Origin of the sequence: Mycobacterium timonense (assembly GCF_025821985.1) — a bacterium.
Classification (GTDB): Bacteria; Actinomycetota; Actinomycetes; order Mycobacteriales; family Mycobacteriaceae; genus Mycobacterium; species Mycobacterium avium.
This window is the reverse complement of record NZ_JACKSY010000019.1, coordinates 12,418-38,292: the sequence shown is the minus strand read 5'-3', so window position 1 is coordinate 38,292 and position 25,875 is coordinate 12,418. Positions and strand designations below refer to the sequence as shown.

The 25,875-nt window shown below is 68.1% G+C and carries 30 protein-coding genes and 4 tRNA genes; 12 read left to right on the top strand and 22 right to left on the bottom strand.

Features of this window, described 5'->3' with window-relative positions; genetic code table 11:
* Nucleotides 1–6: 6 nt before the first annotated feature.
* Nucleotides 7–192 carry a DUF3073 domain-containing protein gene (locus H7I87_RS05915; protein ID WP_003875800.1) on the bottom strand — a complete coding sequence of 62 codons (186 nt, stop codon included), beginning with the start codon at nt 190–192 and terminating at the stop codon, nt 7–9.
* 146 nt (nt 193–338) lie between these two features.
* Entirely contained in the window at nt 339–1,433 is a 1,095-nt protein-coding gene (gene ygfZ / locus H7I87_RS05910) for a CAF17-like 4Fe-4S cluster assembly/insertion protein YgfZ (protein WP_063967016.1), read from the bottom strand.
* 110 nt (nt 1,434–1,543) lie between these two features.
* Here ygfZ and H7I87_RS05905 point away from each other — a divergent pair, with 110 nt between their 5' ends.
* Nucleotides 1,544–2,413 (top strand): aminodeoxychorismate lyase, encoded by an 870-nt coding sequence (locus H7I87_RS05905; protein ID WP_023861904.1) that lies wholly within the window; start codon nt 1,544–1,546, stop codon nt 2,411–2,413.
* Nucleotides 2,414–2,684: 271 nt separating this feature from the next.
* On the opposite strand, the gene H7I87_RS05900 is transcribed toward H7I87_RS05905, so the two are convergent.
* The 7 genes from H7I87_RS05900 to lmeA all read right to left on the bottom strand — a co-directional run bounded on the left by H7I87_RS05900 (nt 2,685) and on the right by lmeA (nt 6,588).
* Nucleotides 2,685–3,347 (bottom strand): heme-binding beta-barrel domain-containing protein, encoded by a 663-nt coding sequence (locus H7I87_RS05900; RefSeq protein ID WP_009974934.1) that lies wholly within the window; start codon nt 3,345–3,347, stop codon nt 2,685–2,687.
* 145 nt (nt 3,348–3,492) lie between these two features.
* Entirely contained in the window at nt 3,493–3,795 is a 303-nt protein-coding gene (locus tag H7I87_RS05895; RefSeq protein WP_003877205.1) for a DUF1416 domain-containing protein, read from the bottom strand.
* A gap of 1 nt (nt 3,796) precedes the next feature.
* Entirely contained in the window at nt 3,797–4,630 is an 834-nt protein-coding gene (locus H7I87_RS05890; protein WP_003875806.1) for a sulfurtransferase, read from the bottom strand.
* Between the two features lie 36 nt (nt 4,631–4,666).
* Entirely contained in the window at nt 4,667–5,137 is a 471-nt protein-coding gene (locus H7I87_RS05885; protein ID WP_023861903.1) for a DUF4395 domain-containing protein, read from the bottom strand.
* A 103-nt stretch (nt 5,138–5,240) separates the two neighbouring features.
* A complete protein-coding gene (locus H7I87_RS29140) occupies nt 5,241–5,330 on the bottom strand; it encodes an Ms5788A family Cys-rich leader peptide (protein ID WP_354000754.1) in 90 nt (29 codons plus the stop codon).
* 29 nt (nt 5,331–5,359) lie between these two features.
* Entirely contained in the window at nt 5,360–5,779 is a 420-nt protein-coding gene (locus tag H7I87_RS05880; protein ID WP_009974936.1) for a thioredoxin family protein, read from the bottom strand.
* Nucleotides 5,776–6,588: a mannan chain length control protein LmeA gene (gene lmeA, locus H7I87_RS05875; RefSeq protein WP_003875809.1), complete on the bottom strand. Its 813-nt coding sequence runs from the start codon at nt 6,586–6,588 to the stop codon at nt 5,776–5,778. Before lmeA ends, H7I87_RS05880 begins: the two co-directional genes overlap by 4 nt.
* A gap of 174 nt (nt 6,589–6,762) precedes the next feature.
* Between lmeA and H7I87_RS05870 the strand changes: the two genes are divergently transcribed.
* The 6 genes from H7I87_RS05870 to pstB all read left to right on the top strand — a co-directional run bounded on the left by H7I87_RS05870 (nt 6,763) and on the right by pstB (nt 12,579).
* The gene (locus H7I87_RS05870) at nt 6,763–7,551 is read left to right on the top strand and encodes a winged helix-turn-helix transcriptional regulator (protein WP_023861901.1); all 789 of its coding nucleotides are present in this window, start codon (nt 6,763–6,765) and stop codon (nt 7,549–7,551) included.
* Nucleotides 7,548–8,498 (top strand): mycothiol synthase, encoded by a 951-nt coding sequence (gene mshD / locus H7I87_RS05865; protein WP_033726579.1) that lies wholly within the window; start codon nt 7,548–7,550, stop codon nt 8,496–8,498. Before H7I87_RS05870 ends, mshD begins: the two co-directional genes overlap by 4 nt.
* 161 nt (nt 8,499–8,659) lie before the next feature.
* Entirely contained in the window at nt 8,660–9,784 is a 1,125-nt protein-coding gene (pstS, locus tag H7I87_RS05860; RefSeq protein ID WP_063967015.1) for a phosphate ABC transporter substrate-binding protein PstS, read from the top strand.
* Nucleotides 9,785–9,835: 51 nt separating this feature from the next.
* The gene (pstC, locus tag H7I87_RS05855) at nt 9,836–10,879 is read left to right on the top strand and encodes a phosphate ABC transporter permease subunit PstC (protein ID WP_003877208.1); all 1,044 of its coding nucleotides are present in this window, start codon (nt 9,836–9,838) and stop codon (nt 10,877–10,879) included.
* Nucleotides 10,876–11,790 carry a phosphate ABC transporter permease PstA gene (gene pstA / locus H7I87_RS05850; protein ID WP_009974941.1) on the top strand — a complete coding sequence of 305 codons (915 nt, stop codon included), beginning with the start codon at nt 10,876–10,878 and terminating at the stop codon, nt 11,788–11,790. Before pstC ends, pstA begins: the two co-directional genes overlap by 4 nt.
* A 12-nt stretch (nt 11,791–11,802) precedes the next feature.
* On the top strand, nt 11,803–12,579 hold the full coding sequence (pstB, locus tag H7I87_RS05845; protein WP_003875815.1) for a phosphate ABC transporter ATP-binding protein PstB: 777 nt from the start codon (nt 11,803–11,805) through the stop codon (nt 12,577–12,579).
* 186 nt (nt 12,580–12,765) lie between these two features.
* Here the strand turns inward: pstB and phoU are convergent, their stop codons facing one another.
* The 5 genes from phoU to H7I87_RS05820 all read right to left on the bottom strand — a co-directional run bounded on the left by phoU (nt 12,766) and on the right by H7I87_RS05820 (nt 18,765).
* Nucleotides 12,766–13,434, bottom strand: a complete 669-nt coding sequence (phoU, locus tag H7I87_RS05840) for a phosphate signaling complex protein PhoU (protein WP_023900272.1) — start codon at nt 13,432–13,434, stop codon at nt 12,766–12,768.
* 58 nt (nt 13,435–13,492) lie between these two features.
* Nucleotides 13,493–15,505: an LCP family protein gene (locus H7I87_RS05835; RefSeq protein ID WP_196243694.1), complete on the bottom strand. Its 2,013-nt coding sequence runs from the start codon at nt 15,503–15,505 to the stop codon at nt 13,493–13,495.
* 298 nt (nt 15,506–15,803) lie between these two features.
* Entirely contained in the window at nt 15,804–16,937 is a 1,134-nt protein-coding gene (dusB, locus tag H7I87_RS05830; protein WP_023861898.1) for a tRNA dihydrouridine synthase DusB, read from the bottom strand.
* Nucleotides 16,938–16,943: 6 nt separating this feature from the next.
* Complete coding sequence (locus H7I87_RS05825) at nt 16,944–17,966, bottom strand: acyl-ACP desaturase (RefSeq protein WP_003875819.1); 1,023 nt, start codon at nt 17,964–17,966, stop codon at nt 16,944–16,946.
* A 184-nt stretch (nt 17,967–18,150) separates the two neighbouring features.
* On the bottom strand, nt 18,151–18,765 hold the full coding sequence (locus H7I87_RS05820) for a TetR/AcrR family transcriptional regulator (protein ID WP_023861897.1): 615 nt from the start codon (nt 18,763–18,765) through the stop codon (nt 18,151–18,153).
* 149 nt (nt 18,766–18,914) lie between these two features.
* Between H7I87_RS05820 and H7I87_RS05815 the strand changes: the two genes are divergently transcribed.
* Entirely contained in the window at nt 18,915–19,907 is a 993-nt protein-coding gene (locus H7I87_RS05815; RefSeq protein ID WP_084047292.1) for an oxygenase MpaB family protein, read from the top strand.
* Nucleotides 19,908–19,923: 16 nt separating this feature from the next.
* Here H7I87_RS05815 and H7I87_RS05810 read toward each other — a convergent pair whose 3' ends face one another.
* From H7I87_RS05810 to H7I87_RS05800, 3 genes are read right to left on the bottom strand one after another with little or no spacing between them, the layout of a single operon-like run.
* Nucleotides 19,924–20,130: a hypothetical protein gene (locus tag H7I87_RS05810; protein WP_023861895.1), complete on the bottom strand. Its 207-nt coding sequence runs from the start codon at nt 20,128–20,130 to the stop codon at nt 19,924–19,926.
* 53 nt (nt 20,131–20,183) lie between these two features.
* A complete protein-coding gene (locus H7I87_RS05805; RefSeq protein WP_024636831.1) occupies nt 20,184–20,585 on the bottom strand; it encodes an ArsR/SmtB family transcription factor in 402 nt (133 codons plus the stop codon).
* A 43-nt stretch (nt 20,586–20,628) separates the two neighbouring features.
* Entirely contained in the window at nt 20,629–21,162 is a 534-nt protein-coding gene (locus tag H7I87_RS05800; protein ID WP_170925556.1) for a nucleoside deaminase, read from the bottom strand.
* A gap of 54 nt (nt 21,163–21,216) precedes the next feature.
* On the opposite strand from H7I87_RS05800, the gene H7I87_RS05795 reads away from it, so the two are divergent.
* Entirely contained in the window at nt 21,217–22,113 is an 897-nt protein-coding gene (locus H7I87_RS05795; protein ID WP_023861892.1) for an SAM-dependent methyltransferase, read from the top strand.
* Nucleotides 22,114–22,166: 53 nt separating this feature from the next.
* Here the strand turns inward: H7I87_RS05795 and H7I87_RS05790 are convergent.
* Nucleotides 22,167–22,242 (bottom strand) — tRNA-Lys (locus tag H7I87_RS05790).
* A gap of 124 nt (nt 22,243–22,366) precedes the next feature.
* Here H7I87_RS05790 and H7I87_RS05785 point away from each other — a divergent pair.
* The 3 genes from H7I87_RS05785 (at nt 22,367) to H7I87_RS05775 (ending at nt 22,648) form a co-directional block, all read left to right on the top strand.
* Nucleotides 22,367–22,439, top strand: a tRNA-Glu gene (locus H7I87_RS05785).
* 29 nt (nt 22,440–22,468) lie between these two features.
* Nucleotides 22,469–22,545 (top strand) — tRNA-Asp (locus H7I87_RS05780).
* 26 nt (nt 22,546–22,571) lie between these two features.
* A tRNA-Phe gene (locus H7I87_RS05775) sits at nt 22,572–22,648 on the top strand.
* Nucleotides 22,649–22,680: 32 nt separating this feature from the next.
* On the opposite strand, the gene H7I87_RS05770 is transcribed toward H7I87_RS05775, so the two are convergent.
* Genes H7I87_RS05770 through H7I87_RS05755 form a run of 4 tightly spaced genes read right to left on the bottom strand, consistent with a single transcriptional unit; the run spans nt 22,681 to nt 25,845 of the window.
* Complete coding sequence (locus tag H7I87_RS05770) at nt 22,681–23,838, bottom strand: tyrosine-type recombinase/integrase (RefSeq protein ID WP_041787011.1); 1,158 nt, start codon at nt 23,836–23,838, stop codon at nt 22,681–22,683.
* Nucleotides 23,839–24,069, bottom strand: a complete 231-nt coding sequence (locus tag H7I87_RS05765; RefSeq protein ID WP_041787012.1) for a helix-turn-helix transcriptional regulator — start codon at nt 24,067–24,069, stop codon at nt 23,839–23,841.
* Nucleotides 24,070–24,079: 10 nt separating this feature from the next.
* Nucleotides 24,080–25,426: a hypothetical protein gene (locus H7I87_RS05760; RefSeq protein WP_014379116.1), complete on the bottom strand. Its 1,347-nt coding sequence runs from the start codon at nt 25,424–25,426 to the stop codon at nt 24,080–24,082.
* Nucleotides 25,423–25,845 carry a hypothetical protein gene (locus tag H7I87_RS05755; protein WP_041787013.1) on the bottom strand — a complete coding sequence of 141 codons (423 nt, stop codon included), beginning with the start codon at nt 25,843–25,845 and terminating at the stop codon, nt 25,423–25,425. Before H7I87_RS05755 ends, H7I87_RS05760 begins: the two co-directional genes overlap by 4 nt.
* Between the last annotated feature and the right edge of the window lie 30 nt (nt 25,846–25,875).

Sequence of the window (25,875 nt, the reverse complement as noted above, 5' to 3'; positions counted from 1 at the left end):
TCGCTGTTAGCCTCGCCAGCCGTCCTGGTCGTCCCAGGGTTGGTCGGAGCCGTCGGTGTCCAGGTCGTTGGAGTCGTCCGAACCCGTTCCCGACAGCTCGCGCTGAAGCCGCTGGAAGTCGGTCTGCGGAGAACTGTATTTGAGTTCTCGTGCAACCTTGGTCTGCTTTGCCTTAGCCCGGCCGCGGCCCATGGGGGAACCCCCTCGCGCAATAACGGAGCGGCCTAACGAGTAGGCGGCTCCGATCTCCTGGTGTCGTATTGTCCTGTCGACAGTTTACCGTGCCTCGCCACTGGGCGTCGGCGCCCCCTGCTCGCTGTGGCGGACGTTACCGTTCATTATCCCGCACCGCCCCGCAACCGTTCAACGGCCAACCGCCCGGCGCCGATCTGCTCGGCTGCAGGCAGCGAATCGGGGTCGATCACCGCGGCCACCGCGGCCTGCGGGCCGGTTGCCAGCGCGGTGTCGGCGGGCAGCCCGCGCTTGAGCAGCGCCAGGGCGATCGGCCCGAGATCGACGTGGTCGACCACGGTGCCCAGCCGGCCGACCGCGCGCCCGCCGGCCTGCACCGGATCACCCGTCGCGGGCCGATCCACCGAGCCGTCGAGGTGCAGCAGCACCAGCATGCGGGGCGGTCGGCCCAGGTTGTGCACCCGCGCGACGGTCTCCTGCCCGCGGTAACAGCCCTTGTCCAGGTGGACGGCGCCCCGGCCGGGGCCGCCGATCCAACCCACTTCGTGCGGGATCGTGCGCTCGTCGGTGTCCACGCCGAGCCGCGGCCGCCGGGCGGCCACCCGGTGGGCTTCGTACGCCCATACGCCGCCGGGCCGTACTCCGGCCTGCGCCAAGCGATTCCGCCAGTCGGCGGCCTCGGCGCGCGGAACCACGAGGTCCAGTTCCAGCCGGCCGGCGGGGCCGGCCGGCATCCGGCGCAGGAAGCCGCCGCGGGTGGGCACCGCGGCCGCCTCGGCGGGCAGCGCATCCACCCCGAGCGCGTCGAGCACGGCCCGCTCCGCCAGCTTCGGGCCGAGCAGCGAGAGCACCGCCAGATCGGCGGCGGCCGGGGTGACGTCGGACCAGAACACCATCTTGCGCAGGTAGTCCAGCAGCGGCCCGGCCCGCCACGGCTCGGTGTCGAGGTAGGTGGTGCCCGCCAGCTCGGTCTGGATCCAGTGGTCCTCGACTCGGCCCTGGCCGTCGAGGCTCAGGTTCTGGGTGCTGGCCCCCTCGGGCAGGTCGCTGACGTATTGCGTCGAGATGCTGTGCAACCAGGTCTGCCGGTCGGCGCCGGTCAGCGTGAGCACACCGCGGTGTGACCGGTCGATGACCAGCGCCTCGGTCTCGGCCGCTCGCTGCTCGCCCAAGGGGTCGCCGTAATGCCAGACGGCGCCCGCGTCGGGTCCGGTGTCGGGGGCGGGGACTGGGTGGGTCACGAGTCAACTCTACGGACCGCGCGCGGCCCGCCTCGGGTGTGCGGCCGGCTTCACACTCGGCGGGCGACCGCGAGCCGATAGGCTTCACGACCATGGCTGGCCGGACGGGAGTGATCGTCACGCTGGACGGCGAGGTGCATGCGCCGGACGCGCCGCTGCTGCACGCCGACGACCTGGCGGCGGTGCGCGGCGACGGTGTCTTCGAGACGCTGTTGGTGCGCGACGGCCGGGCCTGCCTGATCGAATCGCACCTGCAGCGGCTGACCCAGTCGGCCGCGCTGACCGAGCTGCCGGAGCCGGATCTGCCGCGCTGGCGGAGCGCGATCGAGGCGGCCACCCGGCGGTGGTGTGCGGGCGGCGCCGACGAAGGCGCGATGCGGTTGATCTACAGCCGCGGCCGGGAGGGCGGTTCGGCGCCGACGGCCTACGTCATGGTCACCGCCGTCCCCGACCGCGTCACCGCGGTCCGGCGCGACGGGTTGGCCGCGATCACCCTCGATCGCGGGCTGCCCGCCACCGGTGTCGACGCGATGCCGTGGCTGCTGGCCGGCGCCAAGACGCTGTCGTACGCGATCAACATGGCGGCCCTCCGTCACGCCGCCCGCCACGACGCCGGCGACGTCGTCTTCGTCAGCACCGACGGCTACGTCCTGGAAGGCCCGCGCTCGACCGTGGTGATCGCCACCGACTCCGAGGCGCCCGGCGGCGGCCCGTGCCTGCTGACGCCGCCGCCGTGGTATCCGATCCTGCGCGGCACCACCCAGCAGGCGCTGTTCGAGGTGGCCCGGGCCAAGGGCTACGACTGCGACTACCGGGCGCTGCGGGTCGCGGATTTGTTTGCCGCCCAAGGTGTTTGGCTGATCTCCAGCATGACGTTGGCCGCAAGGGTGCACACCCTCGACGGGCGCCCGCTGCCGCGCGCGCCGATGGCGGCCGAGTTCGCCGAGTTGGTCGACGCCGCCATCGTCAGCGATCGCTGAGCGCTGAATTCTGTTGTCGGCTCGCCGATCCGCGGGTACGGTCGGCCGTACACAAGGAAGGAGGTGGTCCGCGAAATTGATAGCTTCATGGACATGTGAGGTGGCTGCGCGCTAGCTGCGCCGGCTTTCGAAGAGCCGGCGTTATTTGTGCGCTGGCGAATTCCCCGTAGTCACCCGGCCCCCGAGCTTCCGGTTTTTGTCCGACCAGGAACACGGCTCGGGGGCCGCTCCATGTTCGGGGCGGATGTGCCTGGCCCAGACAGGCCGGCCGCTACCCGGCGAACCGGGACAGTCGCGCCGACAGATGCGGCACCAGCCCGCCGTCGGCATCCACCCGTTCCTCGACGTAGGCCAGATCTCCGCCTTCGACGATGCCGTAGAGCCGTTTGGCGCCGCCCACCAGCACACCGGATCGGCTGCGGGCCAGCGCATCGGTCACCAGCTCCCACGACGACTGGGTGCGCGGGCGCCCGTAGAACAGTTCGACGTAGCCCGCCGAATGCGCCAGCAGCAGTTCGATCGCCTGGGATTCGCTGGGATCGTCGGGATCGCGGACAAACCGCCAGAAACCGGTCTCGCGCAGGCCGCGCTCCTGGTAGTCACCCGTCTCGTTCAGCCGCCAGGACCTGGCCTCCCAATTCAGGTAGTCGCCGCCGTCGTGGGAGACCACGATCTGCTGCCCGAACCGGTAGTCGCCGTCATGGCCCCGTCCCTCGCCCTCGCCGCGCCACACCCCGACCAGCGGCAGCAGCGCCAGCAGCGCGTCGCTGAGGTTGGCGCCCTCGCGCAGGTTGGCGGTGTCCGCGGGCAGGGGCAGGTCGTCGAAGGACGGGATGTTACGCCCGGCGGTCAGCTTGGCGCGCTCCGCGGCGGCGGCCACCGCCCGGTCGCCGGAGCCCGCCGGCCCCGACGGATCGTCGCCGGCGGGAGTCACGACTCGTCAGTGATGAGCCGGTACAGCGTGTAGAGCGCAAACCAGGAAATCACCACGACCGCCACGACCAGCATGATCTCGAAGAACAACACCACGGGGACAAGTCTATTCGTCCCCCGCTGTCCCGATCGGGTCAGCCGGTGCGTCAGGCGATCTTGACGTCGACCTCGTGGATGCCCGCACCCGACGGGGTGACCACGGCGTTGCCGTTACCGGCCGCCGAGAGTGCGCGCAGCGTCCAGGATCCCGGAGCGGCGAAGAAGCGGAAATCGCCGGTGGCCGACGCCACCACCTCGGCGGTGAACTCGTCGGACGAGTCCAGCAGGCGCACGAACGCGCCGCCCACCGCCTGGCCGTCGCTGTCCACCACGCGGCCGGTGATCACCGTTTCCTTCTCCAGGTCGACGCTGGCGGGCAGCGTCACTCCTTGCTTCGGTGCAGAGCACATATCAGCTTCCCAACTCGATCGGGGCACCCACCAGGGAGCCGTATTCCGTCCAACTGCCGTCGTAGTTCTTCACATTCCGATGCCCGAGCAATTCATAAAGAACGAACCAGGTGTGCGACGACCGCTCGCCGATCCGGCAGTAGGCGATCGTCTCCTTGCCGGTGTCCAGGCCGGCCGCGGCGTACAGCGCGGCCAGTTCCTCGTCGGACTTGAAGGTGCCGTCCTCGTTGGCGGCCTTGCTCCACGGCACGTTGATGGCGCCGGGGATGTGGCCGGGCCGCTGGCTTTGTTCCTGCGGCAGGTGCGCCGGCGCGAGGATCTTGCCGGAGAACTCGTCCGGGGAGCGTACGTCGACCAGGTTCTTGACGTTGATCGCGGCGATCACCTCGTCCCGGAACGCCCGGATGCTGTTGTCCGGTGCGGCCGCGGTGTAGGAGGTCGCCGGCCTGCTGACGGGGTCGCTGGACAGGGTGCGGCCGTCCAGCTCCCACTTCTTGCGGCCGCCGTCGAGCAGCTTGACCTTCTCGTGGCCGTACAGCTTGAAGTACCAGTACGCGTAGGCGGCGAACCAGTTGTTGTTGCCGCCGTAGAGGATCACGGTGTCGTCGTTGGCGATGCCCCGCTCCGAGAGCAGCTTGGAGAACTGCTGCGCGTCGACGAAGTCGCGTTTGACCGGGTCCTGCAGATCGGAGCGCCAGTCCAACTTGATGGCGCCGGGGATGTGCCCGGCGTGATAAGCGCTGGTGTCCTCGTCGACTTCGACGAAGACGACGCCCGGGGTGTCGAGATTGCTCTCGGCCCAGTCGGTGGAGACCAGGACGTCGGAGCGTGCCATGGAGTGGATCCTTTCGATCGCTTTGGTTACGGCGGGTCAGGTGGAGCGCGCCGGGCGCCGGAAGCGGGCCACCAGCGGGTAGAGCTGGCAGCCCAGGCAGATGCCGAAGGCGGCGTTGAGGAACGCGGCGGCCAGGGCGGCGGCGGTGGCGGCGAGGCCGAACAGCGAAGCGCCCGCGGCGAATCCGGCGGCTCCGAGCACCGCGAAGATCAGGCCGACGAGTTGGGCGAACTTCAACGGCGGGATGGGCTCGCGCTCCCGCACCGGGCCCAGCCGCGGCGCGACGACGGCGGCGAATACCCGCCCGTAGGGGTGCTTGCGCGGTCCGCCGACCGCGCCGATCGCGAAGACGACGGCCTGGACGGCCAGGATCACCGCCGCGGCGGGCGGACTGACCGCCGACACGGCCAGGGCCAGCACCAGCACTGCGGTGGTGACCCAAGCGGCGAATCGCGGTCCACGCACGTCGACCAGGTCGGGCTGCGTGGTGGTGTTGCTGCTCGGCAAGGTACTACTCCTCGATGCCCTGTTGCTCACGGAAACGATGATGGGAGAGACGCCACGGTCGGGATCCGGGGCCGCTCCGAGTGCTACGCGAAAGCGCGGCCACTCAGCAGCAACAGCAACAACAACAGCCCGCGGTGCGGCGCAGGTCGACTGCGCGGCGCTTGGTGAGCATGGGCTCGAGGCGGGCTAACACGTCGGTCAGCTTACCTAATGACACCGTGGTCAGGCCAACAGCGGTTTCAGGGCGGAGCGCAGGTCGGCGGCGCCGGGCACTCCGGAGCTGCGGTAGCGCTGCCGGCCGTCGGCGTCGAAGATCAGCGTGGTGGGCAGCGACAGCACCGCATAGCGGCGGGCGGTGTCGGGGTGGGCGTCCAGGTCGATCTCGACGTGCGCCACGCCGCCCAGGTCGGCGCAGACCTGGTCGACCACCCGGCGCACCCGATCGCACGGCCCGCACCAGGGCGCGCTGAAGTGCACGACGGTCGGTCCGTCGCGGGACAGCCCCAGCGCGGCGACGTCGTCGCCGGTGTCGCGCTGCGGCCCCGCGTCGATTTCCCGGATGCGTCCGGAGCGACGGGTCAACAGCCAGCCGGCCAGGGTTGCCGCGGCAAGCACCGCGAGGATCACGACGAGGGTGGTCATGATTGTTTGAACTCTTCGAGGGTCACGGTTACTCCGTACGTGATGCCCTCGATGATCACGTCGGAGCCGCGGGCCCCCTCGGTAGTGGGCGCGACGCCGAAGGGCAGCCGCTGATTGGGCAGCCTGCCGCTGAAGGCGTGCAGCACCGCGTCGTGCTTGTCGGCCGGCACGCTCTGGTCGGCGGTGTCCGATCCGGTCAGGACACCGGTCGGGGTGAACACCAGGGTCGCGGGGTCGTCGGGGGCGATGGACAGGTCGACCGAAACGCTCACCCGGTGGTCGAAGCCGGCCGATTTGGGGGTGCCGGTGAACACCAGCCCGTGACTGCCGGAGATGCCCGAGGCGGTGATGCCGCCGGTGGCGGTGTTGGTCTCCTTGGGCGGCGCCTCCACCATCAGGTCGCTGATGTTCAGATACCGGCCCAGGTGGGTGGAGTCGATGATGATGCGGCTCTCCAGCTTACGCACCGCGAGCTTGGCGTCGGGTGCGATCAGCCAGGACGCCTGCGCCAGGTCCACCGAGTACATGGTGGCTTCCAGGGTGGCCTTGCCGGTCATCGCATGGCTGACGGCGTTGGCCTTGATCTCCAGCTGGTTGTAGTTGCCGCGCAGGGCCTGCGGAAGGAACGGAAACGCGACGATCGCCACGAACGGGTCGGTGCCCAGGTCGGCGGCCCTGCGCACGCTGGACGACAGCCGGTATTCGGCATAGATGCTGGTCCCGTAGTCGACGCCGATCGCGCCGAGGGCGACCACGGCCACCAGGATCGCCGTCGCGGCCACACCGATCAGCACCTTGCGCACCCGCATATTGTGGCGTAACACCCGGGAGACGGTCGCCGGCGGACCGCCGGTGGCAGGGCTCACACCGGCTCATGTGCCACGCGAAAAAACCAGGTGACACGTTATCGTTAGATGAAGATGACCTGGTCATGATGGCGTTGAGAATTGGGAGATGCCGTTCCCCCGAACTGGAGGGACTAGTTGGAGCTACTACTGCTGACCCCGGAGCTGCATCCCGATCCGGTCCTGCCGTCGTTGTCGCTGCTGGCGCACACCGTGCGAACCGCCCCGCCCGAACCTTCCTCGCTGCTCGAGGCCGGAACGGCCGACGCCGTCATCGTCGACGCGCGCACCGATTTGTCGTCGGCGCGCGGGCTGTGCCGGCTGCTGAGCACGGCCGGCCGGTCGGTTCCGGTGTTGGCGGTGGTCAGCGAGGGCGGGCTGGTGGCCGTCAACTCGGACTGGGGTCTGGACGAGATCCTGCTGCCCACCACCGGGCCCGCCGAGGTCGATGCGCGGCTGCGGCTGGTGGTCGGGCGCCGGGGCGGGCTGGCGGACCAGGAAAGCGCCGGCAAGGTCACCCTGGGCGAGTTGGTGATCGACGAGGGCACCTATACCGCCCGGTTACGTGGCCGCCCGCTTGACCTCACCTACAAGGAATTCGAGTTGCTCAAATACCTGGCCCAGCACGCGGGCCGGGTGTTCACCCGCGCTCAGCTGCTGCACGAGGTGTGGGGATACGACTTCTTCGGCGGCACCCGCACCGTCGACGTGCACGTGCGTCGGCTGCGGGCCAAGCTGGGGCCCGAGTACGAGGCGCTGATCGGCACCGTGCGCAACGTCGGCTACAAGGCCGTGCGCCCGGCCCGCGGCCGTCCGCCGGTGGCCGAGGCCGACGACGCCGAGTCCGAGTCCGAGTCCGACTCCGCGTCCGAATCCGACGCCGAGGACGTCCACGATCCGCTGGTCGATCCGTTGCACACTCAGTGACCGCGGCTGACTGGCGCCGCACGCTGAATCCGCAGGAGCAGCGCGAGGTGCGCGAACTCGTCGGTGCGGCAACCGAATTCGATGCGGTGGCGCCCGTCGGCGAGCAGGTGCTGCGCGAGCTCGGGCACGACCGCACCGAGCACCTGCTGATTCGCGGACCGGTGTCCGAGGACACCGCCGACGCCGTCGTCGGCTACCTCAATCTCACCCCGCCCCGCGACGCGCAGCCCCAGATGGCCGAACTCGTGGTGCACCCGCGGGCCCGTCGGCGCGGCATCGGATCCGCCTTGGCGCGCGCGGCGTTGGCGAAAACCGGTGCGGCCAACCGGTTTTGGGCGCACGGCACGCTCGAGCCGGCCCGGGCGACCGCGGCGGCGCTGGGCCTGTCGCCGGTGCGGGAACTGATGCAGATGCGACGCTCGCTGCGCGACCTCCCCGACAGCGTGCCCGCGGTGCCCGGGGTGCGCATCCGCACCTACGCGGGCCCGGCCGACGACGCCGAGCTGCTGCGGGTCAACAACGCCGCGTTCGCCTACCACCCCGAGCAGGGCGGCTGGACCGACGTCGAGCTGGCCGAGCGGCGCGCGGAACCGTGGTTCGACCCGGCGGGCCTGTTCCTCGCGTTCGGCGACGACGACAGCGATCGGCCGGGCCGGCTGCTGGGCTTCCACTGGACCAAGGTGCACCTCGACCAGCCCGGCCTGGGGGAGGTGTACGTCGTCGGCGTCGACCCCTGCGCGCAGGGCCGCGGGCTCGGGCAGGCGCTGACGGCCGTCGGGATCGAATGGCTGGCGCGGCGGCTGGGTGCCGGCGACTCCGCGGCCGACCCCACCGTGATGCTCTACGTGGAGGCGGACAACGTCGCCGCGGTGCGCACCTACCAGCGCTTGGGCTTCACCACCTACAGCGTCGACACCGCATACGCGGTCCCACCGGCGGCCAACTGACCGCGGCTACGAACCCCGGCCGCCCAGATCGTTAATCTGGTCCTTACTACCCAGACGTTGCTTGCGCCGCGTCGGCGCATATTTTCGCCGCGAGTTGGCAACCTGACAGTCATGCCCGCGGCGCCCGCACGCGTCGGTGAACGTGTCAAGAAAGCGAGATCGTGAGGCTGGACAGGCAGGGCGGGGCGCTGGCCGCCGCGGCGTTGGCGACGGCACTGGGCGCCGCGGCGCTGACCGGCTGCGGGAGCGACGAGAACCACCGCGGGACCGCCGCGCCGAGCATCAGCGGGACCACCGGCACCGCGGGCTGCGGCGGCAAGAACAAGCTGACCGCGGAGGGCTCGACCGCGCAGGAAAACGCGATCACGATGTTCAACCAGGTGTGGGGCCAGTTCTGCCCGGGCAAGGGCCTGGCCTACAACCCGACCGGGTCGGGCGCCGGCCGCGAGCAGTTCATCGCCGGGCACGTGGATTTCGCGGGCGCGGACTCGCCGTTGGTCGCCGACCAGATCGGCCCGGCCGCCCAGCGCTGCGGCGGCAACCCGGCCTGGGACCTGCCGCTGGTGTTCGGGCCGATCGCGATCACCTACAACCTGCCCGGCAACCCGGCCCTGGTGGTCAGCAGTGACGCGGTGGCCAAGATCTTCACCGGCAAGATCACCAACTGGAACGACCCGATCCTGGCGGCCCTCAATCCCGGGGTGGCCCTTCCCGACACCAAGATCACCCCGATCTACCGGACCGACTCGTCGGGAACCACCGATAACGTGCAGAAGTATCTGACCGCCGCCGCGCCGCAGAGCTGGGCCAAGGGCGTAGGCACCGAATTCCAGGGCGGCGTCGGCGAGGGCGCCGCGAAGTCGGCGGGAGTCATCCAGGCGGTGCGGGCCACCACCGGTGCCATCGGCTACGTGGAGAAGGGCTTCGCCGACCAGGCCGGCATGCCCTACGCCAAGATCGCCACCCGCGGTGGCGTGGTCCCGCTGACCAACGAGACCGCCGGGAACGCCGTCAACGCGGCCAAGTTCCTGTCCGAGGGCGACGACCTGGTGCTCGACCTCCACGCCATGTACGGCTCCCAGGAGCCGGGCGTCTACCCGTTGCTGCTGGTGACCTACGAGATCGTGTGTTCGAAGGGGTACGACCCCGAGACGCTGGCGGCCGTGAAATCGTTTCTCGGCGTGGCCGCCACCAGCGGGCAGGACGGCCTTTCCACCGCCGGCTACATCCCGCTGCCCGATAAGGTCAGGCAACGACTGGTTACCGCGATCAATGCGTTGCAGTAGCCGGCGGGCCGGGGTTTCAGGGAGCGACGGCAGGACTGTGGTGGGCGCACCGTGACGGGGTTTTCCGGGCCGAATCCCACCGACGCGGGCTCGGGCGCGGTGGTCGCCGCGCCGTTCCCGGAGCCGTCGGCGACCCCCATCAGCCCCTGGGGGCAGGGGCGACCGCATGCGGGGGACCGGATTTTCCGCCGGCTGGCGCAGGCCTCCGGGGTGCTGATCGTGCTGGTGATCGCCGCGATCGCGGTGTTTTTGCTCGACCGCGCGGTGCCGGCGCTGCAGCGCAACCGCGAGAACTTCTTCGGCTACGGCGGTAACTGGGTCACCACCGACACCTCGGCGATGCATTTCGGGATCGCCAGCCTGCTGCCGGTCACCGTGTTCGTGTCGCTGTTCGCGTTGATCCTGGCGATGCCGGTGGCGCTGGGCGTCGCCATCTTCATCACCCACTACGCGCCGCGCCGCGCCGCCACCCCGCTGGCCTACGCCGTCGACCTGCTGGCCGCGGTGCCCTCGATCATCTACGGCGCCTGGGGCCTGTACGTGTTGGCGCCGCAGCTTCGACCCGTCGCCACCTGGCTCAACCACTCGATGGGCTGGTGTTTCCTGTTCGCCGACGGCAACACCTCGGCGGCCGGCGGCGGCACCATCTTCACCGGCGGAATCGTGCTCGCGGTGATGATCCTGCCGATCATCACCGCCGTCACCCGCGAAGTGTTCATCCAGACCCCGCACGACCAGATCGAGGCCGCGCTGGCGCTGGGCGCGACCCGCTGGGAAGTGGTCCGCACGGTCACGCTGCCGTTCGGCCGGTCCGGCTACATCAGCGGCGGGATGCTGGGGCTGGGCCGCGCCCTGGGTGAGACGGTCGCGCTGCTGATCATCCTGCGGGGCACCCAGTCGGCGTTCGGCTGGTCGCTGTTCGACGGCGGCTCCACCTTCGCCACCAAGATCGCGGGCGCCGCGGCGGAATTGGACGACCGCTTCAAGGCCGGCGCCTACATCGCGGCGGGGCTGACGCTGTTCGTGCTCACCTTCGTGGTCGACGCCCTGGCGCGCGGCGCCGTCGCCGGGGTGGGCAGGCGGGCGGGCCCATGACCTCGATGCTGGACCGCCCGCTCAAGTCGCGGACGTTCTCGCCGCTGTCCCGACGCCGTCGAGCCGCGAATTCCGTTGCGACCGTGCTGGTTTCGTTGTCGTTGCTGGTCGCGGTGACCCCGCTGGTGATGGTGCTGTGCTCGGTGGTCGTCAAGGGGTTCAGGGCGATCACCTCGACCGTGTGGTGGTCGCACTCGCAGGCCGGGATGACCGCGTTCGTGACCGGGGGCGGTGCCTATCACGCGCTGGTCGGCACCGTGCTGCAGGGATTGGTGTGCGCGGCGATCTCCATCCCGATCGGCCTGATGGTGGCCATCTATCTGGTCGAGTACGGCGGCGGCACCCCGCTGGGCCGGCTGGCCTCGTTCATGGTGGACATCCTGAGCGGGGTGCCCTCGATCGTGGCGGCGTTGTTCGTCTATGCGCTGTGCGTGGCCACGCTGGGGCTGCCGCGCTCGGAGTTCGCGGTGTCGCTGGCGCTGGTCCTGCTGATGCTGCCGGTGATCGTGCGGGCCACTGAGGAGATGCTGCGGATCGTCCCGGTGGATCTGCGCGAGGCCAGTTACGCGCTGGGCATCACCAAGTGGAAGACCATCGCCCGGGTGGTCCTGCCCACCGGGCTGTCCGGCATCGTCACCGGCATCTTGCTGGCGATGGCCCGGGTGATGGGGGAGACGGCGCCGCTGCTGATCCTGGTCGGCTATGCACAGTCGATGAACTTCGACATCTTCAGCGGGTTCATGGGGACGCTGCCCGGCATGATGTACAACCAGGCGTCGGCCGGCGCGGGCATCAACCCCATCCCCACGGATCGGTTGTGGGGTGCCGCGTTGACCCTCATCCTGGTGATCGCCACGATCAATATCGTGGCCCGGGTGATAACCAAGTTCCTTGGCGCCAGAAAGTCATAGGCAGGAGCACGAGTGGCCAAACGGTTGGACCTCAAGGGTGTCAACATCTACTACGGGTCGTTTCACGCCGTCGCGGAGGTGACGCTGTCGGTGCTTCCGCGCAGCGTCACGGCGTTCATCGGCCCGTCGGGTTGCGGCAAGACGACGGTGTTGCGCACCCTCAACCGGATGCACGAGGTGGTGCCCGGCGGGCGGGTCGAGGGAAGCGTGCTGCTCGACGACGAAGACATCTACGGCCCCGGTGTCGACCCGGTCGGGGTGCGCCGGGCCATCGGCATGGTGTTCCAGCGGCCGAACCCGTTCCCCGCCATGTCAATTCGCGACAACGTGGTCGCGGGCCTGAAGCTGCAAGGGGTCCGCAACCGCAAGGTGCTCGACGAGACGGCCGAGTACTCGCTGCGCGGCGCCAACCTGTGGGACGAGGTCAAGGACCGGCTGGACAGGCCCGGCGGCGGACTCTCGGGCGGGCAGCAGCAGCGGTTGTGCATCGCGCGGGCCATCGCGGTGCAACCGGATGTGCTGCTGATGGACGAGCCGTGCTCGGCGCTGGACCCGATTTCGACGATGGCCATCGAAGAGCTGATCAGCGAGCTGAAGCAGGACTACACTATCGTCATCGTCACCCACAACATGCAGCAGGCCGCCCGGGTCAGCGACTACACCGCGTTTTTCAACCTGGAAGCCGTCGGAAAGCCGGGACGACTGATCGAGGTCGACGACACCGAGAAGATCTTCTCCAACCCCAGCCAGAAGGCGACGGAGGACTACATCTCGGGCCGCTTCGGTTAACTGAGCCCGGCGACGAAGCAGCTCGCGTAGCAAGGTGTGAGGAGTGGGGCAATCGGACCCAGCCCGGCGACGAAGCAGCTCGCGTAGCGAGGTGTGAGGAGTCGGGCAATCGGACCCAGCCCGGCGACGAAGCAGCTCGCGTAGCGAGGTGTGAGGAGTCGGGCAATCGGACCCAGCCCGATTCGCTTACTGCGAGGCGGGTTTCGTCTCTTCCTCGGGCAGTCTGCCGGTGGCCTGGAAGATGACCCGCCTGGCCACCTCGACGGCGTGGTCGGCGAAGCGTTCGTAGAACCGGCCCAGCAGCGTCACGTCGACGGCCGCCGCGACGCCGTGCTTCCATTCACGGTCCATCAGCACCGAGAACAGATGCCGGTGCAGATCGTCCATCGCGTCGTCCTCTTCGCGGATCCGGGCCGCCTTCTCCGGGTCGCGGGACAACACCACCTCTTGGGCGCTGTTGCCCAATTCGACTGCGATGCTTCCCATTTCGGCGAAATAACCGTTCACCTCTTCGGGCAGCGCGTGCTGGGGGTGGCGTCGACGGGCGATCTTGGCGACGTGCAGAGCCAGCGCGCCCATCCGGTCGATGTCCGCCACCATTTGGATGGCGCTCACGATGGCCCGCAGATCGCCGGCCACCGGCGCCTGTAATGCCAACAGTACGAAGGCGGTTTCCTCGGCGCGGGCGCTCATCGCGGCGATCGCTTCGTGGTCGCTGATCACTTGTTCGGCCAGCACCAGGTCGGCCTGCAGCAGCGCCTGGGTGGCCCGCTCCATGGCGACCCCCGCCAAGCCGCACATCTCGCCGAGCTGCTCGGACAACTCCGAGAGCTGTTCGTGGTAGGCGGTTCGCATGTGGTCCAGCGTACGTTCTTTGCACCCGAAACAGTCGGCGGAACGCCGTCAAAACCGGTTACTCGCAGGTGGTGTCGGCGGCGTTGGTGACCGTCAGGTCCTCGGGCAGCTTGGCCGGCGCGTTGCTCGAGCCGCGTTCGATTTGCAGGCTCATCGTCGAGCCGCTGGGCGAGGGAGCGGAGACCGACTTGAAATCGGGGCCCAGCACCACCTGCACGACCCGTCCGTAGCCGGACACCCGCTGCACCTTCGCGTTGGCGAACGAGGACGCCACCGTCGCCGCGGCCTCCTCGTTGCCCGGCGAGAACAGCACCGTCGTCGTGTTCACCGAACTCGGATAGTCGTCGGGGGTCATCACGTTGAAGCCGTCGCGCTTGAGCTGGCTGGTCGCCGTGGCCGCCAGCCCGCTCTGCGTAGTCGCGTTGGAAACCCGCACCGTCACACCGCTCGGCGAGGTCGTGGTGACCTGCTCGCGCTGCGCCTCCGGCGTCGGGGTGGGCGACTTGCGGGTGGTGGGCGCCTTCGGCGCGCCGGTGGTCGAACCGGAAGCGCTCAAATTCTGTGCGTTCTGGTCGTTTTCCTCGGGCAGTGGGTCGTCGTTTATGATGGCATCGAACAGCGCGCGCATGTCGGACATCCGGGGCGGCTCGTCGCCGTTCTGGTCGGTGACGCCGGTCGGCACCGTCACGAAGGTGACGTGGCCGGCCGCCATGCCCTGCAACGACTGGCCGAGCTGGACGAGGTCCTTGGACTTCACGTTGTCGACCACGGTGTCGTTGATCACGAGGTTGACGACGTTGTTGAGCTTGTTGAGGTCGAGCAGGGTGTCCGCGGAGATCAGTGACCGCAGCAGCGAGGACAGGAACAACTGCTGGCGTTTGATGCGGCCGTAGTCGCCGTTGACCTCGGTGGTGACCTGGCGGGCCCGCACGTAGTTCAGGGCCGTGTCGCCGTCGAGGACCTGGCGCCCGCCGTGCTCGAGCACCGTGCCCAGCTCGTAGTCGTGCAGCGGGGTGCTCGAGCACACCTCGACACCACCCAGGGCGTCGACCATCTTCGCGAACCCGGCGAAGTCGACGGCGATGAAGTGGTTGATGCTCAGACCGGAGAGCTTCTGGATTTCCTTCACCAGACACTTGGGGCCGCCGAACGCGAACGCCGAGTTCAATTTGGTCTCGGTGTAGACCATCTTCGGGCCCCAGCTCTTGGTCTTCGGGTCATAGATGGGCCCGTACTTGCCGGTGCTGGGGTCCCACGCCTCGCACTGCATCGGGGTGATCGCCAGGTCGCGGGGGAACGACACCGCCACCACGCGTTTGCGGTTGGCCGGGATGTTGACCAGCATCACGGTGTCCGAGCGGGCGCCGTCGGCGTCGTCGGTGCTGCCGGCACCCATGTTGGCGTTGTCGCCGGCGCGCGAGTCCAGGCCGACGATCAGAAAGTCTTCGTCGCCGTACTGTCCGCCCGGGTCCCGGATGTCGCTGGAGTTGCGGTCGAGCGCGTTGATCGTGTTGAGCCGGGCGTTTTTCGACGCGCTCCACTGCCACGCCCCGCCGGTCGTCGCCAGGGCGAGCACGGCGGCCAGGGCCGCCACCGACCGCCCGGCCATCAGCATCGGACGGCGCCGGCGCCGGGGTTCCCCGGCGGCCGTATCGGCGGCGTCGGCGCTCTGCTGGTCGGAGTCCCCGTCGTTGGGGTAGTCGGTGGCCATCAGCTCGCGAAGCTCGGAGACCGCGTCCACCGAGTAGGCCAGGTCGTCGATCACCTGGGTCTGCTGCAGCTCGAGCGGCAGCCCCGACGCGGGCCCGGGCGGCTCGGGCTCGGGTTCGACAGGCTCGGGTTCGAACGGCTCGGTCTCCTCCCGAGCCGCGCGACGGTGCACGGGCCGGTTCGGGGCGCCGACCTTGGCGATCAGATCGGCGACGGTGACGCCGCCGCCGGTGTGGCATCCGCCCGGCTCGTCGTCGTCCTCGGGTGCGGCGACGGGCTCGAGGGCGGCGTCCGGTCGCCATCGGTGCAGGCGGTCGTCGGGCGGGGGTTCGAAGAAGCGCTCCCAGGGAGCGGCGGCCAAGCTGGGCGACGGGCCGACCGGGATCGGTTGAACGCGAGCCGCGCCCGGTCCGTGCCGACCGTTACGAGTGCCGTCGCTCTCGGCGTCACTCATGTCCTACCGGCCTCCGAAGCTCTGATGCAGACGTCAGCGTGTTGGCGTGCCCTCAGCGCGGCACCGCATCCCCGGTGCCGCCGCTGGTGCCACCCTTTTCGTCGCGTTCGCCCGGTGCGTGCCAACCTCATCCGCCACCCATGCGCATGCAACAAAGCCCACATCGTACTGAGTTCTCGGTCCGGACGCGATTCCGCGCGGTGACTCAGCCGCCGGAGTGCATGACGTCGGCGCCGGCCGGCACCGTGCAGTCGTCCGGGTCGTCGAGCCAGCCCTCCGGCAGCACCACCCGGGCGGGTGAACCCTGCCGCCCCCGGGGCCCGGTCGCCTCGTCCGGGAACGGCACCGAGCCGTCCAACCGGTCGAGCAGGCGGTCCAGCTCGTCGAGCGTCTTGACCATCGCCAGCGCGCGCCGCAGCTCGGAACCGGCCGGGAAGCCGTGCAGGTACCAGGCGATGTGCTTGCGGATGTCGCGCATGCCTTTGTCCTCGCCGAAGTGGGCGGCCAGCAGCCGCCCGTGCCGGCGCACGATGTCGGCCACCTGCCCCAGGGTGGGCGGCGTGGGCGGCGGGCTGCCGGTGAACGCGGCCGACAGCTCGGCGAACAGCCACGGTCGGCCCAGACAGCCGCGGCCGATGACCACGCCGTCGCACCCGGTGGCGGCCATCATGGTCAGCGCGTCGCTGGCGTCGTAGATGTCGCCGTTGCCCAGCACCGGAATGGTGCGCACCTGCTGCTTGAGCAGGGCGATCTGTTCCCAGTCCGCGGTGCCGGAATACCGCTGCGCCGCGGTGCGGGCGTGCAGCGCGACCGCCGCGGCACCCTCGGCCTCGGCGATGCGCCCGGCATCCAGATGCGTGTGGTGCTCGTCGTCGATACCGATGCGGAACTTGACGGTCACCGGTATCCCGGTGCCCTGCGTGGCGCGCACCGCCGCGGCCACGATCTGCCCGAACAGGCGTCGTTTGTAGGGCAGCGCCGAGCCGCCGCCGCGCTTGGTGACCTTGGGCACCGGGCAGCCGAAGTTCATGTCGATGTGATCGGCCAGGCCCTCGTCGGCGATCATCTTGGCCGCCGCGTAGGTGGTGGCCGGGTCGACGGTGTAGAGCTGCAGCGACCGCGGCGACTCGTCCGGGGCGAACGTGGTCATGTGCATGGTGGCCGGGTGCCGCTCGACGAGCGCGCGTGCCGTCACCATTTCGCAGACGTAGAGGCCGCTGACCGTCCCGACCAGCTCCCGCTCCAGCTCACGGCACAGGGTGCGAAACGCGACGTTGGTGACCCCGGCCATGGGAGCCAGCACCACCGGGCTGGCCAGCTCGATGGGGCCGATACGCAACGCTGGTTACCGCCGGCTCATGGTCAGCGTGCCCGCGGTGGTGTGCAGCTCCAGCGCGGTGGTCCGCTTGCCGGTGCGGGCTTCCCGCTCGAGCTGGCGCCGCTTGGAGATCTCGAACTTGTCGCACGTCGTCTCGAGCTCCTTGATCAGCAGCGCCAGGTCGTCGCGCAGCGCGGCGGCCTCGCCGGTGAAGTCCTCGCGCTCGAAGATGCGCCACTTCTTGAGCACCGGCATGACGACGTCGTCGAGGTGGATGCGCGGGTCGTAGACGCCGCCGACGGCGATCATCACGGCCTTGCGCCGGAACTCGGGCACCTGGTAGCCGGGCATCTGGAAGTTGCGCAGCACCTTGTGCAGCGACTTCATCGCCTGGTTGGGCGCGATCGCGAAGCCGGCCTCGCTGACGTCGCGGTAGAAGATCATGTGCAGGTTCTCGTCGGCCGAGATCTTGGCCAGCATCTGGTCGGCGATCGTCTCGTTGCAGGCCTTGCCGGTGTTGCGGTGCGAGATCCGGGTGGCCAGTTCCTGGAAGGTGACGTAGATGACCGAATCGAACAGGCTCTCGGCGAACAGGTCCTCGCGCACCTGGTGGTTCTGGCCCGGGCTGAAGCCACGGTTGACCACCTCGATGCGCAGCTTCTCCAGCTCGACCGGGTCGACCGCGCGGGTGACCACCAGGTAGTCGCGCAGCGCGATCCCGTGCCGGTTCTCCTCGGCGGTCCAGCGGTTGACCCACTGCCCCCACGGGCCGTCCATGCCGAAGTTCATCGCGATCTCGCGGTGGTACGACGGCAGGTTGTCCTCCGTCATCAGGTTCTGCACCATCGCCACCTGGGCGACGTCGGAAAGCTTGGACTGGCCGGGTTCCCAGTCCTGCCCACCGAGCGCGTAGAAGTTCTTGCCGTCCGACCACGGGATGTAGTCGTGCGGGTTCCAGTTCTTGTGCATGCTCTCGTGCCGGTTCAGGTATTTCTCGACGAACGGCTCGAGCTCCTGCAGCAGCTGTAGGTTTGTCAGCTCGGCTGACATAAGGCCTCCAGTTATCTGTGTCGATGGGTAGCACTCAATATATCTGTGTACCTCAGTAGCATCAAGTTCCTCGTCCGGCGCGGCAAGCGGCGATTTTGGTGCCGGTTTCCGGGCCAGTCCGGCCCCGTGCGGCCGTGCCGGGCCCAGCGATACGGCTTGCCGATCCGGCCGAGATGCAAACCCGCTACTGCGATTTGCCGAGCTCGCCGGCCGACACGTACGGGGCGGCGGTGATGTAGAGCATGTTGGTGCAGTAGTCGATGAACTGCTTGCGGGTGGCTCCGAGCTGACCGTGCAGGTAGGCGGTGAACAGGCTGGACAGCCCGCCCACCAGGCTGGTGGCGATCATCTTCTGCAGCACCGCGTCGCCGATCCGGGACAGCTTGCGCTGCAGCAGGTCGATGAAGTTGGGCATCCACTCCGCGCCGGAGCGAGTCAGCACCGGTTCCACCGCCGGCGCCAGCAACAACACCCGGCCGCGCACCGGGTCGTCGACCATCAGCTCGACGAACCGTTCGACCGCCTCCCGCGGGGTGGTCGCCGACGTCAGGGTGTTCATCGCGCGGGTGCACACGTCGTCGTAGACCGCGCGCACGAACTCGTCACGGTCGGTGAAGCTTTCGTAGAAGTAGCGCTCGGTCAGCGCGGCCTTGCGGCACACCGCGCGCACGGTCAGCGCCGGGCCGCCGGAACCGCCGAGCAACTGCACCCCGGCGTTGATCAGGTTGTCGCGGCGAAGCGCGAGGCGACTCTCCAGGGGCACGCCGGTCCAGCGGCCCCGTCGTTGACCCGTCTGCACATCGCTCCTAAGCTGAAAAATTGACAACGGTTGTAGTCAAAAATTCACATACCCACAGGAATCCAATAGTGACTCAAGATACGTCCGCATCGCGCCCCCTGACCAGCGACGTAACAGGCAGCGATGCGGTCGGTCGCACTGAGCAGTCGATTTCCGCCCGGCCGGCCGATGCCGGCGCCCCGGTTCCCGGCGGCTGCCCGGTTTCGCCGCTGGGCTATGAGGCCCCGCCCGCGCCGCTCGGCCCCGACTCGCTGACCTGGAAGTACTTCGGGGACTGGCGGGGCATGCTGCAGGGCCCGTGGGCCGGGTCGATGCAGAACATGCACCCGCAATTGGGCGCGGCCGTGCTGGACCATTCCACCTTCTTCCGCGAGCGCTGGCCGCGGCTGCTGCGCTCGTTGTATCCCATCGGCGGCGTCGTGTTCGACGGCGATCGCGCTCCGATCACCGGCGCCGAGGTGCGCGACTACCACACCGACATCAAGGGCGTCGACGAGCAGGGCCGGCGTTATCATGCGTTGAACCCCGACGTCTTCTACTGGGCGCACTCCACCTTCTTCGTCGGCACCATCCATGTGGCCGAACGGTTCTGCGGCGGCATCACCGAGGAGCAGAAGCGGCAGCTGTTCGACGAACACGTGCAGTGGTACCGGATGTACGGCATGAGCATGCGCCCGGTGCCCAAGTCGTGGGAGGAGTTCCAGGCCTACTGGGATCACATGTGCCGCAATGTGTTGGAGAACAACGAGGCGGCCCGGGCCGTGCTGGATCTGACCGAGTTGCCCAAACCGCCGTTCGCGCAATGGCTTCCGGACCGTCTGTGGGCCGCGCAGCGCAAACTGTTGGCGCCGTTCTTCGTCTGGGTGACGGTCGGCCTGTACGACCCGCCGGTGCGGGAGCTGATGGGCTACCGGTGGTCGGCCCGCGACGAGTGGTTGCACCGGCGCTTCGGCGACCTGGTTCGTATCGTGTTCGCCTTGGTGCCCAGCAGATTCCGCAAGCACCCGCGCGCCCGCGCCGGACTGGACCGCGCCAGCGGCCGGATCCCGCTCGACGCCCCGCTGGTGCAGACCCCGGCGCGCAACCTGCCGCCCGAGGACGAACGCGGAAATCCCAAGCACTACTGCCCGATGGTGTCGTAGCCGGGCGCCGACGGGCTTAGGCGTGGGCGTGCTGGTGCACGTCCTCGAGGCCCGCCTGATGCACGTGCCGATGGGTGTGTTCGGTGCCGTCGGTGTGCGCGTGGGCGTGCTCGTGCTCGACGTGGTCGTGCTCGTGCGTGGTGTGCGCGTGCGCGTGCGTCACGCCGCTGTGCTGATGTTCGTGCGTGTGCGGTGCGTCGTGGGTGTGCTGTTCGCTCATCATGTTCTCCGTTGCGTGAAATACCTTGCGTGAAATACGTTGTGCCGCCGGCTGACTCAGCGCACGGCGCCGCGCGGCCGGTGGCGTGACGATGCGGCCACCGACTTGAGCCCGCCCTCGCCGCGGTGGTGGCCCGGCACCCCGGGACCGGCGTGCTCGGCGTTGAACACCGCGTCGATCACCAGCTGGCGAACATGCTCGTTCTCCAGGCTGTAAAAGATCGTGGTGCCCTCCCGGCGGGTGCGGACCAGACGGGCCATCCGCAGCTTGGCCAGGTGTTGGGACACCGACGGTGCCGGCTTGCCCACGTGCTCGGCGAGTTCGTTGACCGACATCTCGCGGTCGGTCAACGACCAGAGCACCTGCACGCGAGTGGCATCGGCCAGCATCCGGAAGACCTCGACGACCAGACGTACCTGGTCGTCGGGCAGCCGGCCTGCACTACTATCTGCATGCATACGCAAATACTAGCGAAGCTCGGCCGGCCTGCCAAGGCGCGGCTCAGTCCGACGGCACCACCGTCGACCGGCGCCGGCCGCCGTTGCGCTCGTTCCACAGCCGGTAGACGTCCACGGCGTCCGGGTGCGGCCGATAGCGCATCGGAAGCCGGCGCTCGTCGAACGGCTTGGCGAATTCGGCGTAGAAATTCGACAATTCGAAGTACTTGCGGTCGTCCACGTAATACGGCTCGTAGCTTTCCCGGGTGGTCAGAAAAACGACTTCTCTGGGCGAGCAGTAGTACAGCGCGCCCAGGCACATCGGGCACGGATGCGCCAGCACATAGATGGTGGCGTCGACGAGATGCTCGGTGCCCAGCTTCAGACAGGCCGCACGGATGGCCAGGATCTCCGCGTGGGCGGTGGGGTCGTTGGTCTGGGCCGCCTTGTTGGCGCTCTCGGCGAGGACCTCGCCGTCCTGGACGATCACCGTGGCGAACGGGCGGCCGCCTTCGGCCACGTTTTGGCGGGCCAGGTCGATGGTCCGCCGGGCGAAATCGGTCACGAATTGCAGGGTAGTCCGCGCGGCCTCGTGCAATCGGCCCTGTTTTACTGACTAGATCGTCTATTCAAATCCGGGATGAGGAACACCATGGCGCGCACCGACCGTGATCGTTGGGACCTGGCGACCAGCGTCGGGGCGACCGCGACCATGGTGGCGGCCCAGCGGGCGCTGTCCTCGGATGCGAACTTGATCGACGACCCCTACGCCGCGCCGCTGGTGCGGGCGGTCGGCATCGACGTCTACGTCCGGTTGGTGGACGGGGAGATCCAGCCCGGGACGTCCGAGTTCGACCCGCATCGCATGGCGAAGGGGATGGCTTGCCGGACAAGGTTTTACGACGACTTCTTCCTTGACGCCGCCCGCGCCGGCGTCGGCCAGGCGGTGATCCTGGCCTCGGGACTGGACGCGCGCGCCTACCGCCTGCCCTGGCCGGCCGGCACCGTCGTCTACGAGGTCGACATGCCCGACGTGATCGAGTTCAAGACCCTGACGCTGGCCGACCTCGGCGCGCAGCCGACCGCGCAGCGGCGCACGGTCGCGATCGACCTGCGCGACGACTGGGCCGCCGCGTTACGGGAAGAGGGGTTCGACCCGCAGGCTCCCGCCGCGTGGAGCGCCGAGGGCCTGCTGGTGTATCTGCCGGAACAGGCCCAGGACGCGCTGTTCGACAACATCACCGCGTTGAGCGCCCCGGGCAGCCGGCTGGCTTTCGACTTCGTGCCCGACACCGCCGTTTTCGCCGACCCGCGCTGGCGCGCCCACCACGACCGGATGAGTGAGCTCGGGTTCGAGGTCGATTTCAATGACCTGGTCTACCACGGCGAGCGCAGCCACATCGTCGACCACTTGAGCGGGCGGGACTGGCGGGTCACCTCGAGGACGATCGCCGAGCTGCATGCGGCCAACGGCTTCCCCTACGCCGCCGACGACGTCGCCGCGGCCTTCGCCGACGTCACCTACAGCAGCGCCGTGCTCGGCGGGTAATACCGAGGCCGCCGGCGTGCAACTGTCACGCATCAGCCGACGTCATATACGTCTGGTGCCCCCACTAGGACTCGAACCTAGGACCTGCGGATTAAAAGTCCGTAGCTCTACCAACTGAGCTATAGGGGCCGCGGAGTTTCAGGATACTTGGACCCAAAACCGGGCTCGTTTGAGGATTGGGCCCACGGTGACCTAAGCTGACGTGGCTCCCAACGAAACCACGTTGCGAGTACCCCGGAGAGATTCGGTTCTGGCCCCCTTCGTCTAGCGGCCTAGGACGCCGCCCTTTCAAGGCGGTAGCGCGGGTTCGAATCCCGTAGGGGGTACGCAACGCGGCGACGCGGAGCAGCAGCAAGGCCCTGTGGCGCAGTTGGTTAGCGCGCCGCCCTGTCACGGCGGAGGTCGCGGGTTCGAGTCCCGTCAGGGTCGCCAGCGCGGCGAGGCACTCGCTGCCTTCCGGCCAGGTAGCTCAGTCGGTACGAGCGTCCGCCTGAAAAGCGGAAGGTCGGCGGTTCGATCCCGCCCCTGGCCACCAGTCTTGAACTGCACGGACGCGGTGACAGCACTCTATGGATATTTCGGTGTGTCCGGTTCCTGTCCGTTCGCCTGGTCTTTGGCGACGTCATTGAGCCGGTCGAGATTCGTAGCGACGTGGTCGAGTTCGTCTGAGTAGAGGTCGCTGTAGATGTTGGCGGTGACAGTCGGCGTCGAGTGCCCCATGGTCTTCTGGACGTAGCGGAGGTCGGCCCCGGATTTGCGGGCGAGGCTCGCGTAGGTGTGGCGCAGGTCGTGGATCGTCAACGGCGCCAAGCCGGTTTGCTTGAGGGCTTTGTTCCAGTGGGTGTGTCTGCGCCAGTTGTTTGATCTGAGAAAGCCGCCGTTTGGTGAAGTGATCGCTTGTTCTTTAGGTGAGCGGTTTTCGATTCGTGGCTCGAGCGCGTCGATGACGATTTGGGGGAGTGGGACGGTTCGGACGGCGGCGCGAGTTTTCGGTGGCCCGACGATAATTCGGCCCTCCACGTCCGGGGCGGCTTGGCGGACGTAGAGGCGGCGTGCTTTGAGGTCGATGTCGCCGACGCGCAGGCCGACGAGTTCGGACCAGCGCAGACCGGTAAAGGCCAGGATTGTGACGATGTCGCCTTGGCCGCCGCAGGCGGTTGCTAGGGCGGCGACTTCCGTAGCGGAGAGGTAGCGGTGACGTTCCCGCGCCGGCATCCGACCGGATGACACACCTTGGGCCGGGTTGATGTGAATTCGGCCGTCCTCGCGAGCCATGTCGAGAATCGAGCGCAGCAGCCGGAGCGTGGCGAGTCTGGCCCACGGGCCCACGGTGAGGCCGCCGATGAACTGCTGCACATCCTTCCGGCTGACCTCGTCGACCGGGACATGGCCGAAGCGCGGGCTGATACGCAGTTCCCAATGCTGCACGTAGCCGCTCCACGTCTTGGGGGAAACGGCCGGCTGCTTCGACGCGCTGTATTGCGTCCAGATAGCGGAGAGGCTGGCGCGGCCAAGTCTGGGGTCGAATCGTCGGGCGCCGATCGCCGACTCGCCGTCGCGATCCGCCTTGAACGCGCGCGCTTCCCGCATGGTGGCAAACGTCGATGATGTCTCGACCCATCCTGACGGGGAGTTTGGATCGCGCACCAGGTAGCGCACTTGGTAGCGCGCCTGGCCGGCTGAATTGGTCCGCTTTCGGATGCCGCGCGGTACTGATCCGGCCACTTAGCGGTGCACCTGCTTGAGCCACGCGCGGACTTCCGCTGCGTCCCAACGTCTTACGCGATCAGATAGCGTGTAGCAGGGCGGCCCCACATCTGCGCCGTGTTCCCGTAGCGCGCCCCATCGGCTCACGGTGGCAGTGGACACGCCAAGCAGCTCCGCCACCTGTTCCGCTGTCAGAAGCTCTGGAAAGGTCGCTATCTTGGTGGTGGCGTTGATGCCAAGAGTTGCCATGCCGCTGTCCTCAGTTCTCTGCGGGACCAGTAGATCTTTGGCTCTTGAACCCGTATTCTTGTGCAACAGAACGGATTAACGAATCTGGCCAGTAGTCGGCACGTACTCGCATCGTTGATCCGTCTTCTGCGATGACGTATCCGGTCCCAGGTTCACTCGGGTTGATGCGGTGCGCGGGTGCGGCATCAGCGAGGCCATCACCCAGAACCATCGCGACTTCGTCGCGTGAACGCAGCCGCAATGCAACGGTCTGGGTGAACAACCCGCGCATGGGCAGAATCTCCTTGCGGGGGTCCTGCATGAAGGCGGTGGCCACGAGGCCTACGGCCCTGCCCTTTGTCAGGATGCGTGAGAGCGAGGCTGCAACTTGCTTCTTGAGGGCGACGTCTGTCATGTAAGCGGTCAAGCCCGCCAATTCATCGATGAGCAGCACCACGAGCGGTTCGGCGGTGCTCGGTGTGTGCGAACGCGCTTGGCCGGCCATCCTGCGGCCACGGCAATCCAGCAGCTCCTCCAACTTGTTGAGCAGGCTCGCGGCCTCGACCTCGGTCGTCGCGATCTTGCTGAATAGGGCGGAGCCGACTGACACTTCGATCCCGTACTTGAGGTCGACGGCGAAAAGCCGCACGGTTCCTGACCTGATGGCCGGGCCTAAGCCGCCTGCAATGCCCCAAAAAATGGAGCCCTTGCCCGCTCCTGAGCACCCGACAGTGAGGGTGTGGAGGCCAGCGACGCGGAGAATCCAAGCCGAGCCGTTCTCCCGTCGGCCAATCTTAACGGCAGTTGCCTCGGTGCAGGCTGGCCGTCTAGCAGTCTTGATGGCCGACAGCTGTTGTCGCATAACAAATTCCATGCGAACCGTCCCGGGTGCTACCACCGTGGAACGGGCGGAATGTGCCCCGACAGCGTCGCGGATCGCGGGGACCGCGTTTTCGAGGTCATCGACTGTCTGGCCCGTTCGTGTGCGGACGGTCATGTGCAGGCAGTGATCGGAGATGCTCACCCCGAGAAGGCGAGGGTGGGTCCAGACTGTCTTCGTCGTGGTCTTGCCCTGCGAGTCCGTACGTGCGACGCGCTCGGAAGTCGACAGCCCGCAGGCCTTGGCAACTCGCGGCCAAGAGGTCAACGCCCATAGCAGCCATCGGATCCGCCGCGCAGGGGTTGCGACATAGCGCCCAAATGTGGCGGGCGAACGCAGTCTCCAAACGACGAGCGAAAGGGTGACCACGCCGGTCACCGCGGTGAGCCATGTGGCGCCGACCGTCAGTAGGTGCGTGAGGTCAAAGAGGTCCGTCCCGGCGTCGGGATCTGGAATCGAATACGGATCGCTAGGTACTACGGGGTCGTACGGACTCATGCTGACGCCCGGTCTGCCGCTGAGGACCCCGCCTTGCCAGTGTCCGCGGTCATGCTCGAGGCCCGAAACGACCACGCAATGCGGCCGGATTCGCTCGAACGGTCCACGTACGGCAACACGCACAACTCTTCGAAAATCACTGGTGTAAAAGGCATTCCGGCAGTGTTCTGTGGGCACACAGGCTGCTTGGGCGTTGCGAACTTGACGGTCAGGGTGCGTGCCCGCTTGCTCGCGGCCGGATCACCGTCGAGGACTTCCACCTGCCACAACGGCAGGCCTGATTCTCGATCAGTCGCCTGAACCTTGTTGTCTTTCGTTGACCGCTCGTAATCGATCACCGGCGTCACATCTGACACCACGAACGCTTTGTGTGGGAAAACCTGCTGGTGGGACAGCTTGAGCCACTTCGGCACAGACACTTTGTCGACCTTTCGTAGAACTGCTCTAGA

Bases quoted from the DNA above. Each gene is read 5' to 3' on its own strand.
- H7I87_RS05880 (WP_009974936.1), bottom strand. From the start codon at position 5,779: ATGACCACCCTCGTCGTGATCCTCGCGGTGCTTGCCGCGGCAACCCTG.
- phoU (WP_023900272.1), bottom strand. From the start codon at position 13,434: ATGCGAACCGCCTACCACGAACAGCTCTCGGAGTTGTCCGAGCAGCTC.
- H7I87_RS05895 (WP_003877205.1), bottom strand. From the start codon at position 3,795: ATGTGCTCTGCACCGAAGCAAGGAGTGACGCTGCCCGCCAGCGTCGAC.
- H7I87_RS05760 (WP_014379116.1), bottom strand. From the start codon at position 25,426: ATGAGTCCGTACGACCCCGTAGTACCTAGCGATCCGTATTCGATTCCA.
- H7I87_RS05795 (WP_023861892.1), top strand. From the start codon at position 21,217: ATGGCGCGCACCGACCGTGATCGTTGGGACCTGGCGACCAGCGTCGGG.
- H7I87_RS05805 (WP_024636831.1), bottom strand. From the start codon at position 20,585: ATGCATGCAGATAGTAGTGCAGGCCGGCTGCCCGACGACCAGGTACGT.
- H7I87_RS05825 (WP_003875819.1), bottom strand. From the start codon at position 17,966: ATGTCAGCCGAGCTGACAAACCTACAGCTGCTGCAGGAGCTCGAGCCG.
- H7I87_RS05890 (WP_003875806.1), bottom strand. From the start codon at position 4,630: ATGGCACGCTCCGACGTCCTGGTCTCCACCGACTGGGCCGAGAGCAAT.
- H7I87_RS05915 (WP_003875800.1), bottom strand. From the start codon at position 192: ATGGGCCGCGGCCGGGCTAAGGCAAAGCAGACCAAGGTTGCACGAGAA.
- H7I87_RS05765 (WP_041787012.1), bottom strand. From the start codon at position 24,069: ATGGCAACTCTTGGCATCAACGCCACCACCAAGATAGCGACCTTTCCA.
- H7I87_RS05810 (WP_023861895.1), bottom strand. From the start codon at position 20,130: ATGATGAGCGAACAGCACACCCACGACGCACCGCACACGCACGAACAT.
- pstA (WP_009974941.1), top strand. From the start codon at position 10,876: ATGACCTCGATGCTGGACCGCCCGCTCAAGTCGCGGACGTTCTCGCCG.
- lmeA (WP_003875809.1), bottom strand. From the start codon at position 6,588: ATGCGGGTGCGCAAGGTGCTGATCGGTGTGGCCGCGACGGCGATCCTG.